Below are 14,584 nucleotides of genomic sequence, written 5' to 3'. Positions count from 1 at the left end.
GGGGCGACGCATGATCCGCCTAAGCGGATCCGCGTCGATCCTGCACGGAGCGCGGACTTGGTCGCGCGGAGGAAGGACGGGGAGACCGTTTTTTTCCTTGCGAGGGAGAGAGGGCAGAGCCCTCTTTCCCTCTCTGAGGCGACAAAGTCGGCCGCGATCGCGGCCGTCACTCGCAAATGAAAGGAGCCGTCACTGGCTAGCGCCAGGACGGCTCCCGCGGTGAGTGGCAAGAAGGGCTAGCGACTTACCATCACCAACTCGTATTGCCCGAGCCGGCACTATGCTGATTTCGGGCCGTTCTGTAAACGGGCGATATCCCAATTTGGTGTACTGATGACGGCGTTCTGGCCGCGTAGCGGCCTGCGCGTCCGATCGTCACCCGGATGGGCGGAGACTGGCTGTAGGCAAGGCTCCGTGCCGACGGCATAGAGCGGTTTCGCGAAGCGACGCGCCCATAAAATTCTGCCACGATCACGAGATTGCAAGGTGCATCCAGTCTACCAATTCGGTTACATTAATTCGAACGAACTCCGAAGATCAACATCACTTGGCAGGAGCAATGGCAGGACCTTCTTTCGAAGAATGGATTTCTCACCTCGGTTTACAACAGATCGACGATCCGCAAATTGACAAGCCGGTCTATCGGAAAACCAGCTTCGGCGGACTGCAGTTAAGCGCCGAAATCGAAAAAAAATCAGCACCAGCCTTCGCAACGCTCGCGACCGACGGAAAATCCCGCGATCGAAGCTGGCGCCGATGCTCGGGCTCAGCGACCAGGTTTATAATCGCTACGAAAACGCGGTTTCGCGGCTGACCGTCGGCCGGCTCCTTCACATCTGCGAAGTGCTAAGCATTTCACCGGTGGAGATCCTGTACCCGGTCGCGCCGCATCTTTGGGGTGAGCACTAGGCCGAAGCTGAAACTCGTATGGCGATCGTTGAAAAGCTGGCGAATTTCGACGGGCTCACGCTTCTAGCTATTCTGAGCTTTCTTCACCACCTAAAGACGAAAGAGATTGACGAAGACGGCAGCGGCTATGACGGCGCGGCGCCAGCCGCGCCCTTATTCACTTCTGCTGTTCAATGGAGCAAACGGGAGTGACATTCATGGCGGCAAGTAACAAGCGGCTCATGAAGGCGAGCGAGGTTCCGGCGTTTGTTGATGCGATCATCAAGGCAGGCTGCGACATCTGCGCCATCGGCCATTACGGATATGTGCTCGGGGACACCGACCTGACGCCGGCAGAACGGGAAGTCATCATGCCGAAGACAAAGAAGATCGAGGAGACTTACGGCGATCGCGATTTCCTCATGCTGGAAATCGTTGCCTATCTACGATCGATCGGCCGGTATCTGGATCCCGGCTCGCCGGCGACGCACTGGTCGGAGAATACGAGAACTCATCACTGAAGCCTGCGACATCCTCTCCGTCATTGTGAGAGAGGAGACTCCGGCCACTGCCTATTGCGGTCAAGGTGCTGGAACAAATTTGACCGCTGTATATTTTCTCGACATGAGCGAGACCGCAGTCATTTGCCTCGATGACGCCGTCCGGCGCGAGCTTGCCGTTGCCAGGGCGAAGCACGGCAACAGCTGGGAAGTCCAGTCGATCGCCAACAGCTGGGGCGACATCATGGATGATCGTGAGACATTGGGGGCGATTCACTTGTTCGACCGCACCGGCTCGGTGTTTGCCGGTGTTATCTGCTCGATACACTGATGCCGCCTCCCAAGATCGAGCCGGGCGATCGTCTGACCATTGAGGTCGATGGGTTGAAGAAATGGGATGACGGCCGCCTGACGTTCTCGCTGTTCAGATCACGGGTCGGAAAGCTTCATGAAATGGGCGCGTCGAGCTACCAGCGCCCGTGACCGGCCGAGAGTGCCGGCCGGAGTGATCCCGCCGCTATTGCCGACCCTGGTTGATCGCGTCCCGCAAGGCCCTGCCTGGCTGCATGAGATCAAATGGGACGGCTATCGGATCGGCGTCTATCTGGACAGAGGCAAGGTCAAAATCCTCACCCGCAACCTCCACGACTGGACCGTCAGGTTTCCGACCATCGTCTCGGCGGTGGCCGAGCTCGACGCCACGGACGCGATAATAGACGGTGAGGCGTTCGTCGCCGACGAGAAAGGCTTGTCGCACTTTTCCAGTCTTCAGCGGGCTCTTGGCCGCGGCGGGAGACGTCAGGACATCATGCTTGCCGTCTTCGACCTGCTCAAGATTGACGGCGAGGATCTTCGCGATCGGCCACTCGTCGATCGGCGAGAAGCGCTAGTTAATCTGCTGGGTGAGACGCCGCCGAACGGCATCGTTTTGAGCGACGAGATCAGCGGCGGCAGCGACATTCTCGCACAAGTCTGCCATTTCGGCTTCGAGGGCATCGTTTCCAATCTGCGCAGCAGTCCATATCGATCCGGCCGCCGCCAAGAATGGGTGAAGACAAAATGCGTACTGAGTGATGAGTTCATCGTCATCGGCTACGAGCCCGGCAACAGTTATGGGGGGCTGGGAAGTATCCTCCTGGCGAATCTCGAGGACGGAAATCTAGTCTTCGCCGGCGGCGTTGGCACTGGCTTCAATGCACGCATCGGCACCGACATGATGCGCCGGCTCAAAGCCGCTGAAGCCGAGAAATCGCCTATTCCCGGTCTCAAAGTGAAAGGTGCAATTTGGACACGGCCGGAGATAGTCGTCGACGTCGAATACCGCGGCTGGACCGAGGATCATCAGCTCCGCCATCCATCGTTCAAGGGCATTCGCGAAGACCGATCGGTTGACGAGTTTCTGTAAAAGGGCCTGATCGATCCGAGGCTCTTTTTCGTGTCCGCCCGGCGTCCCGATTCCGCATAATCTGAAGTCGTGGGCCGGCGATAGCCGGCTGCTCAGAAAATGCCCTCTTCCTCGCGATAGGGCTTGCCCGCAAATACGGCATCGAGGACGCTTTTCAGGAACTCCTGAATAATGGGCCTTTGGCCAATGTCGCGACCAGGGCAAAGATCGAAAGCGCCGACACTGGGAAACAAGTAGGCCGGGGTACCATCGAACGCGGACGGGTGCCGAACGAACAGGTTCTTGCGCGACCCGGCAAGTTTGAGAGATGCGCCGTCGCCAGGGAAAAGTATATAGGCCCCGCGACTGCTCAGGATGCCATCGCGATAGGTATGCATCTTGAATAGATCGTCCTGACGGTAGACCCGCGCGAGTTCGGCCTCATAGTCAGCGTCCAGGTCGTCATCGATCCCCTCGCTCACGGAAACGCCCTCAAGGTCAACGGAGTCCAGCCTGTACTTGGCATCGAAGTGAAGCCAATGTCGGTGCAGAAGTCCGTCACCTTCCACGATGATCTCTATGCTGTAGTCGGGATCGAAGCGGGCCGTGTAGCTGCCGTGCCACGCAGAAAGGCCGCGCGTGGGGCGTTGAAAGACGCGATTGTAGAACAGGTTCATCTTGAGGGTACGCGCGCTATCCCGCCTGTAGAGATAGCTGACACGGCTGCGCTTGCCGCGAAGAAGGCGGACCTGCAAACCGTCATCGGTAACATCGACGAGCGAACCGTCGCTCGGCAACTCCGCCTCGGCGAGCTCGGTCAGTGATCGGCGCAAGAGAAAGAAGCACCAGTATTCGTAAAGTTCGCTGACCGGCCGGAGATCGCCGATCAGTCCGTCGGCCAATTGGCCGGCGCGCTTCCACGGCAGTTCCAGGCTCATTCTGAGCGAGAGATCGAATTTGAGGATTTCGCGATAGCCGCGGCGCTTTTGAAGCACCTGCGAATTTGAAGGGAAGCTGCGGAACGCGCCGACCTGCCGCCACTGACCGGACGACAGTTCTTCGTCGATGACGAAGATCCAGCTCTCAACTTCCCGGACAGAGGCAGTCCTTCCATTGCGCGCCAGACCGCCGGCAAGGCGCTGCGTGATGAGCAGCAGTTCTTCGAGGAAGAATTTGACATAGCGGTTCTCGGCCGTGTCGGCCGTCTCGCGCGCCTCGATGACCGGAAACTGGCGTGGGCTGTACCCGTGGAAAAGGCGCGCGAACGGGCCGCCCTTCACCAGAACAGACTCGTCAAACTCCTCGATAAAGGCGGCAACATCGGGGTCCTGCACGGCGCCTATGTCTTCGGTCCCTCGCCATTGATCCAGCCGCGTATGAAAGCAGCGCCTGATTTCATCCAGGGCGACCGGCAGATTGCGGTCCGTCATGATGTGGCGCATCTGGAACAGGAGCGCCGCTTCCGTCTCGGGCGTTACGTCGGATAGGTTGAACGACGCGCTGACCGGACTGTCATATTGAAGGAGGAGTTCAGAAAATTCCTCCGCCACCTCGTCGAGCAAGGCGCGAAACTCATCGAGATAGCCGAGCTTGCGACAAACGACCTCGGCAATGAGGGGCGCGTCATTGCCAAGGCTCAGGTCAAGAATGCCGGCGTGGCCGCGCAAGCGCAGAAGACCGGAAATGGTCGTGCTGCCATCAGCATTCTCGCGCCAGCGTCGAGGAGGATCGATCCGAAAGACGGTTGCAAGCCGTTCGTTGAAGGGCCAGCCCTTCGGGTAAGGCCCGCCTTGTTGCAGGTCGGCAAAGCTCTTGGCCAGCGTTACATCGACGAGATATTCGGTGTTCTCCCGCAGCTGGAATCGCTCAAAAAGGACAGGACTATCCTCGCGCCAGCATATTGCGGGGATTCCGCGCGCAGTGTGCTCGTCCGGCGCGGTCTCTTCCTCGGCCATAACCAGTTGCGGGGCCGCCGGCGGAACGGGAAGCGGTTTGCCGCTGCCCTTGGACCATTCGAGGTCGAGGTGGGTTTTGGCCCCCCATGAGAAGCGCGCTCTGTGGAGGGGAATGGCCATGTGTCAGCTTACGAATGATACGTAGCCGGTCGCCTGCAAGCGGTCGTGCATGGTGTCGAGCTTCTGCCGGGACTGCGGAAGCTGCGCGGTGGCCTCGGCCAGCGTCAGCTTGCGCGCCGCCGGTATTTCAACCTTCGTACCGAGGCCCAACGTGTAGCCGGCGCTTGGCGTGGAGCCTGAATCGTTACCGGCGTAAAAGGCGGAGAGCGCGCGCAGACTATCGCCGAGCGCCCTCCTGTTTCCGTGAATCTTCGGCAGAACCTTTTGCAGCATGGCGTAGTCGAGCGCGTCATGCCAGGTCACGAGCAACGCAGCCTTGTCGGCCCCGGCTGCGTGCTTGGACAGCATCCATTCGGTCACGTAGATGAACGCTTCCTTCGCGATGCGATAGCCGAACGCAAAGCCTAATGGGGAAACGAGGTCGTAAGTGCCGTCAAGCGCCGTCACCACAGCGGCGCGGATCGTGTCAATCTCTGGCGCCGTGAGCCCCGTGTCGGCCAGCGAATCCAGGATGGTCGCAGGATTGGCCACGGCGTATTTTTGACTCTCTCGCGCATCGATTCCGCGCTTTAGCGCAACATCGGCTTGGGCAATGGCAATGATCCCTCCGGGCTCGGTGCGGGTGGCTGCCCCGAGGTAGGCGCTTGGTCGCTCGGCATTCAGTTCGATCACATGCGCGCGGTCGAGAACCTTCGGTGAGAACATATAGGTGGTCTCATCGACATTGACCGTGCCGACGAAAAATAGATTCGGCGGAAGGATGAAGTCGCGCCCGTCGTTGAGCATCGCGGTTGCCGCCTCCGCCTCCCTGCTTCCGGGACTGTCGGCTTCGAGCACGGCCGCGATCAGCTTCAGGTCGTCACCGCCGATCAGAGAGAGGCCGCTTTCCGCATCGAGAATAGTCGCCGCCTCCATCAGGGAGAGGAATGGCGCAAAATATCGTTCCACATGGGAAAGGTTCATCTCATCGAAGATCAGGAAGTGCGGTATATCGGCCGCATCCGAATGACTCGCACGAAGAATGAGGCGGATCGCGTCGGTGATCTCGTAGCTTTCGTGCGTCGTGGTTCCGTCTGGTAGTTTCCGCTCCTTCCCAAAAGGCGTTCGGAATCCCAGTAGCCGCTTTGGTGAGGTCCAATCTGGCCCCACTGCTACCAATTCGAAGATCGAGCCCTGTACCTCGTCAGCATGAAGGCGCTGCAAACCCTCGGCCAGTTTCAGGGCCGCTCGTGATTTGCCCGTCCCCGAAGGGCCGGTCAGGATGACGAAGTTCTTGGCTGCGAGCGCGGTGACAAGCGCGAACGATACTTCGGCGGGGTTCTCCGCCTTGGTAACTCCGATCGGCAAGGATTTTACCGGGAGATAGTCCTGCGGCGCTGGTGCGCTCGACACAAACGGACCGCCGTCGTCTGTGGCGCCATCGTCAATGGACGTGTCAAACACAGCCGCAATCTCGGCAGCGGTGAATCCGATGCGTGCCACAAACTCGTCGGTAAGACGCTTCAGGCGGCCGGCGGCATCGGAGATTCCCGTTAGCACGCTATCGAGGTCCTGGCCGCGCCAGTACCAGACCGCCGCCTCGGTGAGGTTCGGAAGGGGCTTTGCTTTGTTAGCCGTGAGCGCCAACGCGGCGAGGTGGGTATCGTAGCCGGATGCCAGACTTGCCTGTCGCGGTGAGTCGCTGCTTAGAACGATAATATCCCGCCAGGGTGTACCGGAAATCGTCGAGTTCGTGCCATTCGATCGGTAACGGCGCGGCCGATATCCGGTCTTGTCCGCTTCCCGCAATGCGAATGGGTTGAAGTAGTAATGATCGTCCCTGCCAAGTCCGGCGGCCCCTATTTCTTCCAGAGCTTGAATAAAGGCCGGCGCTGACTCAGCAATGGCGACACTTGCTGCGCCTTTGATGGCCATCGTCCGCTTGACGATCATGAAATCAAACAGCGGCGTGCGCTTCGCGCGCGACTCGCCCAGCTGGCCGATCGCCCGTTCAATCCGCTTTGCCGAAAGAAATATCGCCACTAGACGGCTCCGCTCTCGACCTTCTCCAGATTCTTGACCATCATCTTGCAGAAGTCTTTCTTGATATCGATACCGATGCTGCGGAATCCGTTCTTGCGCGCGAATACGAGACTCGTGCCGCTACCGGCAAAGGGATCAAGGACGACGCCGCGGGCGGGCGTGGTCGCGAGGATCGGAATACGAACAAGCTCTTCGGAGAAGCGCGCCTTGTGACCGTTTTGAAGGCCGCGCACCGGCGGCACCTCCCATGTATCGAGCGGCGGCAGAACCGAGCCGGAGTCATTCGGTCGGCCGACCGGTTCTTTGTTGAAGTAGTACCAACGATTTTTCACGAAATGAAAGACGTACTCGTGAGACATGGAGCACCGATCCCGTACCTGATCGGGAATGGGATTGGGCTTTAGCCAGACATTGTCGTTGCGGACCGTCCAGCCGTTGTCCTGCATCGCAATCGCGAAGCGGTGCGGTATCAGAAGCAGTTGCTTGGGGATGCACCACTTGCCGTCGCCCTTCTTGTCCTGGGGACGAATTCCGAAGCGGCGTGCCCCTTGCTTCGCTTCTCCGCTCTTGTGTTCGCCCTTCCCACTCCAATAAGTGTCGCCGATATTGACCCACATGCTGCCGTTCGGCGCGAGGATAGGATCGCACGCGTCGAACGTCGCGACGAGTTTTTCGATGAACGATGATGGGTGTTCCTCAAGACCGATCTGCCCGTCAACATCGTAGTCACGCTGCCCGTAGAACGGCGGTGAGGTGACGATGCAGTTCACCATCATTCCCGTCTGCGTCAGCAGTTCGAGCGCATCCGCAACATCCATGTTGAGGATGATGGTGTGTTCGTCGGCATAGTATGCCTTCCGTTGCAGCACCGGGGAGAGGAATGTGGCATCGTCAATGACAGTCGGCGCCATAGCCGCATTGGCTTTGGTCTTGGGTTTGTCGCCCGACGATCTGGCGGTCTTTGCTCGGGTCTTTGAGCTTACGTCCGTACCGCCCACGACCCTAAGCGCCGTATTTCCCATGCTCTGCCCCCGGTCAGTAGTCTGAAATTGAAACAAGGAGTAGCTGTTTAGCCACGGCCGCCACTCTTGCGGCTTCCACTTTCTGTGTATGCAACTGAGCTCCTTCTGCTATCCTTGGATATTCTCGAATGGGCGGCCCGACCGGGGCCGCCGTTACGTCCTTCACCGTCGACATTTCCGGGAACCTTGATACCCCCAAATTTTAGCTTCGCCTGGCGAATGTCGTACTCGCTCTGCATTCGCATCAGGCTCACCATATCGGCCCCAAAAGCCTTTTCGAGACGGACTGCCATCTCAGCCGAGAGGGCAGCCTGTTCGTTCAGGAGCCGCGATAACGCCACTCTGTGAACGCCCAAGGCTGTCGCCGCGTCTTTCACGGACAGCCCATGGGGCTCGATGATCTTGGTTCGGACAAACCGCCCAGGATGGAGCGGGGTCCTCGATTGCGGGGCCTTGGAGGTGTTCATGGCGACTCGAGGTCGAATCAGTAGTAAAGATTATGGAAATGCCGCTTGCGTGTAAAGTTACGCGCTACGCACCTCGCCGCCCCGCGCCGAGCGGCTGCTGAAATTTTGGCGAAAATGGATTTCGACGACGAGGAAGTCGACGAAAGGTCATGCGGCGGCATGGCTGAGTTCTGCTGCCGATACAAGGATTCCCTGAATGATCGCGAGGCAGGCTTTGACCAGCAGATGAAAGCACGCACGACACTTGGCGGCAGGATCAGCCCCAAACAGCAGGCGTGGCTTGAAATCATTTTGTGGAAAACTGAGCCGCCGAAATCGCTACGGTGTCTTGCTTGGATTCTTGCGGAGCAGCGCGAATTTAGGCTCTGTCATCTCGCCTATGGCGTTCGTATTCTCTCCGCTCGGCTACGCTCATCTTCGGCAGCGCGTACGCGCGATCTTCGGGACGCACCCGCATCCGTTTTTTCTGGGGAAATCCGGATCTCTGAAGCCATACTCCCGCCGTCGCCCGAAACTTGCCATTTGTTCGGCTCCCCACGGACCACAGAAGCCGGGGCCGGCAATGGACCGGCTGCTTAGGGCATGGTCGGACGATAAACATGCACCCTCAGCGTCAAGCGGTCACGCGTCAGGCGGCCCGAGATTCCCCGTTTCGGCCTGGCCAACTGTTTGCTGGCCCGGCCACTGAAGGCAAGCTGGAAACAATGCGTCGTTGAAACCTGCGGTAGAGAAGATGCTCGCAGTCGGCACGTCTGATTTTCTGCACGCGTCTGAAGTCTCGGCACGAAATGGTGCTCCCCCTTCGCTTTTCACCTAATATCGCCGGATCTTATGGGAGACCAGATTGCCGTACAGCGCAGAGCAGATCGCAGAATTCCATCACAGCCTCGATGAGTGGGCCGCCCGGGAACGTGCTTTGAGCGAAGCCTTGATCTCTCGTGCCTATCGGCAGGAACGGTCGCAAGTAATGGCTGTGCAAGGCTTCACACGACGGCTACACACCCTAATCCGCTGCATCGAGCAAGTTTATGAGCTGGTCCCACCCGAGGCCGAGAAGCCCTCGCGCCAGGGCATCAACGACGCCGCGATCTGGTTGCAGGCTTTCGTGATCAACGTCTATGGCGCAGTCGACAACCTCGCTCGGTTGTGGGTCTGGGAGGCAGACGCCAAGTACAAAGGCAAGCCGATCCCGTCCATGTACATCGGCTTAACACCAGATAATACGGCGATCCGTGAGAGCCTGTCGGAGGCCATGCAGGAGCACATGTCCGGCACAGATGCGTGGTTTGGCTATCTTGAGAACTACCGGCACGCGCTGGCACACAGGATCCCCCTCTACATCCCTTCCACGCGCATGGACGACGAGGGGGCGGCGGAATGGCGCCGCCTTGAGACGGAGAGCTTCGAGGCGCTGAAGGCGCGTAACTTCAACCTCTATGACGAGCTCCTGGGGCAGCAGTCGGAGCTCGGTGTGTTCGAGCCTTGGATGATGCATGCGTACGGCCCGGATACGGACGATGGCACCCCAGTACGGTTTCATCCGCAGATGATCTGTGATCTGGCGACAGTGGTCGAGATCGGTGAGAAGATGCTTCAGGAACTAAATTCCCTTCCCCAGGAGGCATGACTTGGTCGCTGCATCCACTCTCCTCGGCGCTGCCGGCGAGCACTACGTGATGTCGCTGTTGCTGCGCCACGGCTTTATCGCTGCACTGGCACCGGTCGGTGTGCCGAACTGCGATATCGTAGTGACGGACGACATCGGCGATCGACTCTGCGCTGTGCAGGTCAAGACACGCATTGACAAGGGCAGCGACGGCGGCTGGCACATGAGTAAGAAGCACGAGTCGATCAGTTCCCCAGGGCTGTTCTATTCATTTCTGGATTTTGGGAAGTCGCTTACCGCTCCGCCAGCGTGTTTCGTTGTGCCCAGCGAAGTGGTCGCCGACGTCATAAGGCGATCGCACCAAGCCTGGCTGAAGACTCCTGGAGCGAAGGGGCAAGAGCGCAACGACACCGATTTCCGTCGCTTCCTGCCTGACTTCGAACGCAAGGGGTTGATGATCGGCTGCGGCCCAGGCTGGCTTGAGCCCTATCGCGAGGCGTGGAAAACCCTTGCAGCGCGAACATAGGAGGCGCACTTGCACCCCGTCGACATGGACAAGATCGCGACTTGGCCGACTAGGGTGACCGCATTCCTGACTGCGCACTCTAGGGAGCTGCGCGCCGATCGGCCAGAGCTGCTACGCCTCATCAATGATCTTCAGCCCGACGAGGTCGTCATCGCAGAAAAAATCGACCGCATTTCGCGCCTGCCACTAGATGAAGCTGAGCGGCTGGTCGCGGCGATCCGCGACAAGGGGGCCAAACTCGCCGTGCCCGGTATCGTGGACCTATCCGAGCTGACCAAAACCGCCAACGGCGTTGCCCGCGTGGTGCTGGGATCGGTGCAGGACTTGCTGTTGCGCGTAGCATTGCAGATCGCGCGCGACGACTACGAGGATCGCCGCGAGCGGCAGCGGCAGGGGATCGAACTGGCCAAGGCCGAGGGCCGTTACAGCGGCCGGAAGGCGGACACCAAAGTGCACGAGCGCGTCATCGCCCTGCGCACCGCCGGCCGCAGCATAGCCGATACGGCGCAACTGGCCGGCTGCAGCCCGAGCCAGGTCAAGCGAGTGTGGGCGGAACACACGAAAGGAGGAACACAACGATGACCGACACCACGCCCGTCATAGCTGGCTGGGAACTCCTCACTGAAGATGAGGCCGCCGATGCGGCAATTGACGAGTTCGGCCAAGATCCGACAACGTCGGTCGCATACTGTGGCTGTGAGCTCGGCGAGACCGGCAATCGCCGGGTTAAAACCGCTAAACGAAAGCATCCCTAAATACGGGACGCTGACCGTTGTTGCCGACGCGACCGGAAATCCTGAAAATAGGGCGTCGCCACCCTTTGGGCGTTGCCACATGACCGAAATCACACTCCGTGACCTGTACTACTGCACAAGCGCGGGCTTCATCCGTGTCGCAGAAAGCAAGACAGACGGCTCGCGGGTCCATATCGACGATGTCGTGTCAGGCCTCACCTGCCAATGCATGTGCCCTGGATGCGGTCGGGACATGGTCGCCAGAAAGGGCGAGCAAAGGGCGCACGTATTCGCTCACCGGGCACACCAGGCCGATAACTGCAGCTCGCCTGGTGAAACTGCCCTGCACAAGTTTGCAAAGATGGTACTCCGCGACCGGCTGCGACTGAAATTACCAGCCATCACAATGACGGACCAGAACGGCGTGCTGGAAGTCTTCAAGGAAGCCGTTTTCGATTTCGACGAAGCGGCTCTTGAGAAAAGGGCGGGCGAAGTCGTTCCTGACGTCATCTGCCGCCGCGGTGGCCGCGACCTTCACGTGGAATTCCTTGTGACGCATGCTTGCGACCCGACGAAGCTTGCCAAGCTCAATGCCATGGATGTCGGCGTACTTGAAATCGATCTCAGAAGATACCGAAACGAGCCGCTGAACCACCTCGATGAAGCGATTCTCTTCAAGGCGCCCAGGAAGTGGCTTCAGACGCGCATGTTCGCCAAGGGCACGCGGATGATGGAGGAGCGAAAAAACGCGATCGAACGTGAGAAGGACGATGAAGCAAGAGCGCTGTGGCAAATCTATATTGAGCGGCCGGCAGAAAGCCAATTCTCGCTAGGGCCATGGCAAGAAAAGGCAAACGAATACGGGCTCCGCAAAGCGGTCTCTGGTGGTGGTCAACACAAGACATGCTTCGAAGTCCGTGACGCCGAGTGGAAGTCGTTTGTCCTGCTCGAGATCGCCTGTCGAAGAGGCCCTTGGCCTTTCGATGCCTTCATGGCCATGTGCAGCAAAGGATGGGTGCACCAGGCATTCGTCTTCCGGGACAACGACTTGGCGTCCAGAATGCGAAAACTGGAACGCGCTTACCGCTCTCCGTATGAACGATATTCGGAATTCTTGAAAGACATGACAAAGTCAGGATTGTTGGGACAAGCGGGATCAGGAATACGTGGGTCAATGCTCCTATGGGGAATTGTCGACAAAACGGAGCGCGAAGCGCACTTGCCTGACATAGGGCGGGCAGTTGTGGAACAGCGGATAGCGGCCTGTTCCGGCCGATTTGCAACCTGTTGCATTGTCGTCTCCAGAATGGGTGGGTTTAGCAACGCCATTCTGCCTGACGGCAGGCCGCTATCCACCAGCCCATAGCACTTGGGGTAAGCAGCATGTTCAGAGTCTCACGATCGTCAAGGATGTCGCGCCAGGCTACGGCGCTTCCATAGAAGAGACTTCGAAACGGCGCAAAAAGGTAAGCAGGGCCTGCGTCGGGAGCGGCCAGTTGTAGTTGCCAGCATGAAGCCAGCTGCGGGTGTTGGGCACGTTTGTGTTGGCCTTGACCCATTCGAGCAGCTCGTCATGTGGCACCACAAAACGCTTGCCGACCGTTGTTATATTTAGGATTACGCCCTTGCCAACAAGCTCTCGCACTACGCCTGGACGGTTTAGCGAGCGAATGTGTGGGGATGAATCACTACCATCTCCACTGGCTCGGCGGCGCGGTGCACGTCGATGCTGGATCCCCTCACCCCCAGCCTTTGCGTGGAACTTGTAGTCTGGTGATCCTGGCCGCAGATCGGGTGCTTGGTCGGAGTTCCCGACCCTTCGCACGAAAGTCTGGTAAAGCTCGCCGTACCGCTCCGCATAGGCTGTTTTGATCCACGCAGTGATATCTGCGCGCGCCCCATTGCGATGCCATTCCGTCTTGGCGATCAGAAACCAGTTGCACGGGTGAATGTTGAGCAGGAAGCGCCGCTGGAGATCGGCCCGCGTCCAGTTCGTCCAGTCAAGATCACGATTCTTGACGGGCACGATATGCGCCAGGTGGTAGCCGGCGGAATTTAGGTTCTCGCTGCCCACGATGCCAAACATATGAGTAGGAACCTCAGCAAAGAATTGCGCGGACGCGCCTTCAATGGGCTGCTCGCCCAGCAAGAATGCATGAAGCCACCAACCCGGCGCGTTGTCGGATGGCATCAAAACATCTCCCCGAGCGGTCGTATAGAGAGTGCCTCGCTCCTGCCCCCTGACCTGTCGGACGATATGCACCGGGCGATCGCTCGAAAGATAAATGGAGAGAAAAGCGTCAAAGGCCTTGACCCTTTCGAGGGCCGGCAGATTGGGCTCTACAAAGCCGCAGTAGAAGCCGGCGAAATCGCCATCGAACCTTTCCGGGCACCTGATAAGCGCCACGTTTCCTCCGCTATTTGTCTGACCAAGGACGTCGTTAAGAAGGCATTGTCGCTGAGCTCTAACACAAGAACCTTGGAGGACCAAAACGCAAAGCAATGGCTGCTTACGAGACGCCTTCTCGCGGCTCGGGTTCTATTTCCATGGGCGTTGCGGCTTTCGCGGTTAACTGGCACAAAGAGTGACGATGGCAACCCGATACGACGTCCACTCTTGCCCTGTTGATCGACGGCGACAATGCGTCGCCAAAGATCATCGTCGGCCTCCTGGCCGAGATCGCCAATTATGGCACTGCCAGTGTCAAACGCGTCTACGGAGATTGGACCGGCCCAAATCTCAAAGGGTGGAAAGAATGTTTGCTCGAGCACTCGATCCAGCCGGTCCAGCAATTTGCCTATACGACCGGAAAGAACGCGACCGATGGCGCGATGATTATCGACGGCATGGACCTGCTCTACACTGGTCGATTCTCCGGCTTCTGCATCGTCTCGAGCGATAGCGATTTTGCAAGGTTGGCGGCAAGGATTCGCGAGCAAGGCGTCACAGTCTATGGCTTCGGTGAGCGCAAGACGCCCCGTCCTTTCATTACGGCTTGCGACAAGTTCGTTTATTTCGATGTCCTCAACACATCCGAACAGTCGACAGCCGCCTCCCTGCCGAAGACAGCAGCCACCAAACCGGCTGCTGCGCAGAGCAAGCTCGATAAGGCCACGCTCGATATGCTATCAAAAGCGGTCGCAGCCTCGGCCGATGAAGATGGGCGGGCCAACCTTGCTCGCGTCGGGGCACACTTGGCGAAACAGGCCCCTGACTTTGACGCACGCAACTACGGCTTTCCGCGTCTCAGTGATCTCGTCGAGGCCTCCGGCATCGTGGATGTCGAACGCATCGGAGAGAACCCAAAAGTCATTATGGTAAAGCTCAAATAAGGAAGCTGTCAGTCCGCGCTCACCTGG

At 58.8% G+C, this 14,584-nt stretch carries 19 protein-coding genes; 14 read left to right on the top strand and 5 right to left on the bottom strand.

Features of this window, described 5'->3' with window-relative positions; genetic code table 11:
* Window positions 1–559: 559 nt before the first annotated feature.
* The 7 genes from EN846_RS28200 to ligD all read left to right on the top strand — a co-directional run bounded on the left by EN846_RS28200 (window position 560) and on the right by ligD (window position 2,793).
* A complete protein-coding gene (locus EN846_RS28200; RefSeq protein WP_245518749.1) occupies window positions 560–814 on the top strand; it encodes a hypothetical protein in 255 nt (84 codons plus the stop codon).
* The gene (locus EN846_RS36035; protein WP_245518741.1) at window positions 757–909 is read left to right on the top strand and encodes a helix-turn-helix transcriptional regulator; all 153 of its coding nucleotides are present in this window, start codon (window positions 757–759) and stop codon (window positions 907–909) included. Before EN846_RS28200 ends, EN846_RS36035 begins: the two co-directional genes overlap by 58 nt.
* 18 nt (window positions 910–927) lie before the next feature.
* Window positions 928–1,101, top strand: coding sequence for a hypothetical protein (locus tag EN846_RS35355; RefSeq protein WP_189523717.1), 174 nt, complete (start codon window positions 928–930; stop codon window positions 1,099–1,101).
* 5 nt (window positions 1,102–1,106) lie between these two features.
* Window positions 1,107–1,409: a hypothetical protein gene (locus EN846_RS28195; protein ID WP_135914082.1), complete on the top strand. Its 303-nt coding sequence runs from the start codon at window positions 1,107–1,109 to the stop codon at window positions 1,407–1,409.
* Between the two features lie 79 nt (window positions 1,410–1,488).
* Window positions 1,489–1,719 (top strand): hypothetical protein, encoded by a 231-nt coding sequence (locus EN846_RS28190; protein WP_135914034.1) that lies wholly within the window; start codon window positions 1,489–1,491, stop codon window positions 1,717–1,719.
* The gene (locus EN846_RS35350) at window positions 1,719–1,871 is read left to right on the top strand and encodes a hypothetical protein (protein WP_189523716.1); all 153 of its coding nucleotides are present in this window, start codon (window positions 1,719–1,721) and stop codon (window positions 1,869–1,871) included. The genes EN846_RS28190 and EN846_RS35350 overlap by 1 nt, the downstream gene beginning before the upstream one ends.
* Window positions 1,837–2,793 carry a non-homologous end-joining DNA ligase gene (gene ligD / locus EN846_RS28185; protein WP_135914033.1) on the top strand — a complete coding sequence of 319 codons (957 nt, stop codon included), beginning with the start codon at window positions 1,837–1,839 and terminating at the stop codon, window positions 2,791–2,793. The genes EN846_RS35350 and ligD overlap by 35 nt, the downstream gene beginning before the upstream one ends.
* 92 nt (window positions 2,794–2,885) lie before the next feature.
* Here ligD and EN846_RS28180 read toward each other — a convergent pair whose 3' ends face one another.
* The 4 genes from EN846_RS28180 to EN846_RS28165 are packed head-to-tail and all read right to left on the bottom strand — an operon-like array spanning window position 2,886 to window position 8,358.
* A complete protein-coding gene (locus tag EN846_RS28180) occupies window positions 2,886–4,847 on the bottom strand; it encodes a DUF2357 domain-containing protein (protein ID WP_135914032.1) in 1,962 nt (653 codons plus the stop codon).
* A gap of 3 nt (window positions 4,848–4,850) precedes the next feature.
* Entirely contained in the window at window positions 4,851–6,869 is a 2,019-nt protein-coding gene (locus EN846_RS28175; RefSeq protein ID WP_135914031.1) for a DNA methyltransferase, read from the bottom strand.
* Complete coding sequence (locus EN846_RS28170; RefSeq protein WP_245518740.1) at window positions 6,869–7,891, bottom strand: site-specific DNA-methyltransferase; 1,023 nt, start codon at window positions 7,889–7,891, stop codon at window positions 6,869–6,871. Before EN846_RS28170 ends, EN846_RS28175 begins: the two co-directional genes overlap by 1 nt.
* A gap of 47 nt (window positions 7,892–7,938) precedes the next feature.
* Window positions 7,939–8,358 (bottom strand): HigA family addiction module antitoxin, encoded by a 420-nt coding sequence (locus EN846_RS28165; RefSeq protein ID WP_135914030.1) that lies wholly within the window; start codon window positions 8,356–8,358, stop codon window positions 7,939–7,941.
* Window positions 8,359–8,472: 114 nt separating this feature from the next.
* On the opposite strand from EN846_RS28165, the gene EN846_RS28160 reads away from it, so the two are divergent.
* From EN846_RS28160 to EN846_RS28140, 6 genes are all read left to right on the top strand, one after another.
* Complete coding sequence (locus tag EN846_RS28160) at window positions 8,473–8,937, top strand: hypothetical protein (RefSeq protein WP_135914029.1); 465 nt, start codon at window positions 8,473–8,475, stop codon at window positions 8,935–8,937.
* A gap of 265 nt (window positions 8,938–9,202) precedes the next feature.
* Window positions 9,203–9,985 (top strand): hypothetical protein, encoded by a 783-nt coding sequence (locus EN846_RS28155; RefSeq protein ID WP_135914028.1) that lies wholly within the window; start codon window positions 9,203–9,205, stop codon window positions 9,983–9,985.
* Window position 9,986: 1 nt separating this feature from the next.
* Window positions 9,987–10,490, top strand: a complete 504-nt coding sequence (locus EN846_RS28150) for a hypothetical protein (protein WP_245518739.1) — start codon at window positions 9,987–9,989, stop codon at window positions 10,488–10,490.
* A gap of 9 nt (window positions 10,491–10,499) precedes the next feature.
* The gene (locus tag EN846_RS28145; protein WP_348630837.1) at window positions 10,500–11,072 is read left to right on the top strand and encodes a recombinase family protein; all 573 of its coding nucleotides are present in this window, start codon (window positions 10,500–10,502) and stop codon (window positions 11,070–11,072) included.
* The gene (locus EN846_RS35345) at window positions 11,069–11,245 is read left to right on the top strand and encodes a hypothetical protein (protein WP_189523715.1); all 177 of its coding nucleotides are present in this window, start codon (window positions 11,069–11,071) and stop codon (window positions 11,243–11,245) included. Before EN846_RS28145 ends, EN846_RS35345 begins: the two co-directional genes overlap by 4 nt.
* A 79-nt stretch (window positions 11,246–11,324) precedes the next feature.
* The gene (locus EN846_RS28140) at window positions 11,325–12,590 is read left to right on the top strand and encodes a competence protein CoiA family protein (RefSeq protein ID WP_135914027.1); all 1,266 of its coding nucleotides are present in this window, start codon (window positions 11,325–11,327) and stop codon (window positions 12,588–12,590) included.
* Between the two features lie 57 nt (window positions 12,591–12,647).
* Here the strand turns inward: EN846_RS28140 and EN846_RS28135 are convergent, their stop codons facing one another.
* Window positions 12,648–13,631: a hypothetical protein gene (locus EN846_RS28135; RefSeq protein WP_135914026.1), complete on the bottom strand. Its 984-nt coding sequence runs from the start codon at window positions 13,629–13,631 to the stop codon at window positions 12,648–12,650.
* Window positions 13,632–13,849: 218 nt separating this feature from the next.
* Here EN846_RS28135 and EN846_RS28130 point away from each other — a divergent pair, with 218 nt between their 5' ends.
* Complete coding sequence (locus EN846_RS28130; protein ID WP_245518738.1) at window positions 13,850–14,557, top strand: NYN domain-containing protein; 708 nt, start codon at window positions 13,850–13,852, stop codon at window positions 14,555–14,557.
* The last annotated feature ends 27 nt before the right edge of the window (window positions 14,558–14,584 follow it).

Origin of the sequence: Mesorhizobium sp. M4B.F.Ca.ET.203.01.1.1, assembly GCF_004791025.1 — a bacterium.
Taxonomy (GTDB): Bacteria; Pseudomonadota; Alphaproteobacteria; order Rhizobiales; family Rhizobiaceae; genus Mesorhizobium; species Mesorhizobium abyssinicae.
The sequence above is the reverse complement of the archived record's forward strand: the minus strand, read 5'-3'. Positions and strand labels throughout refer to the sequence as shown.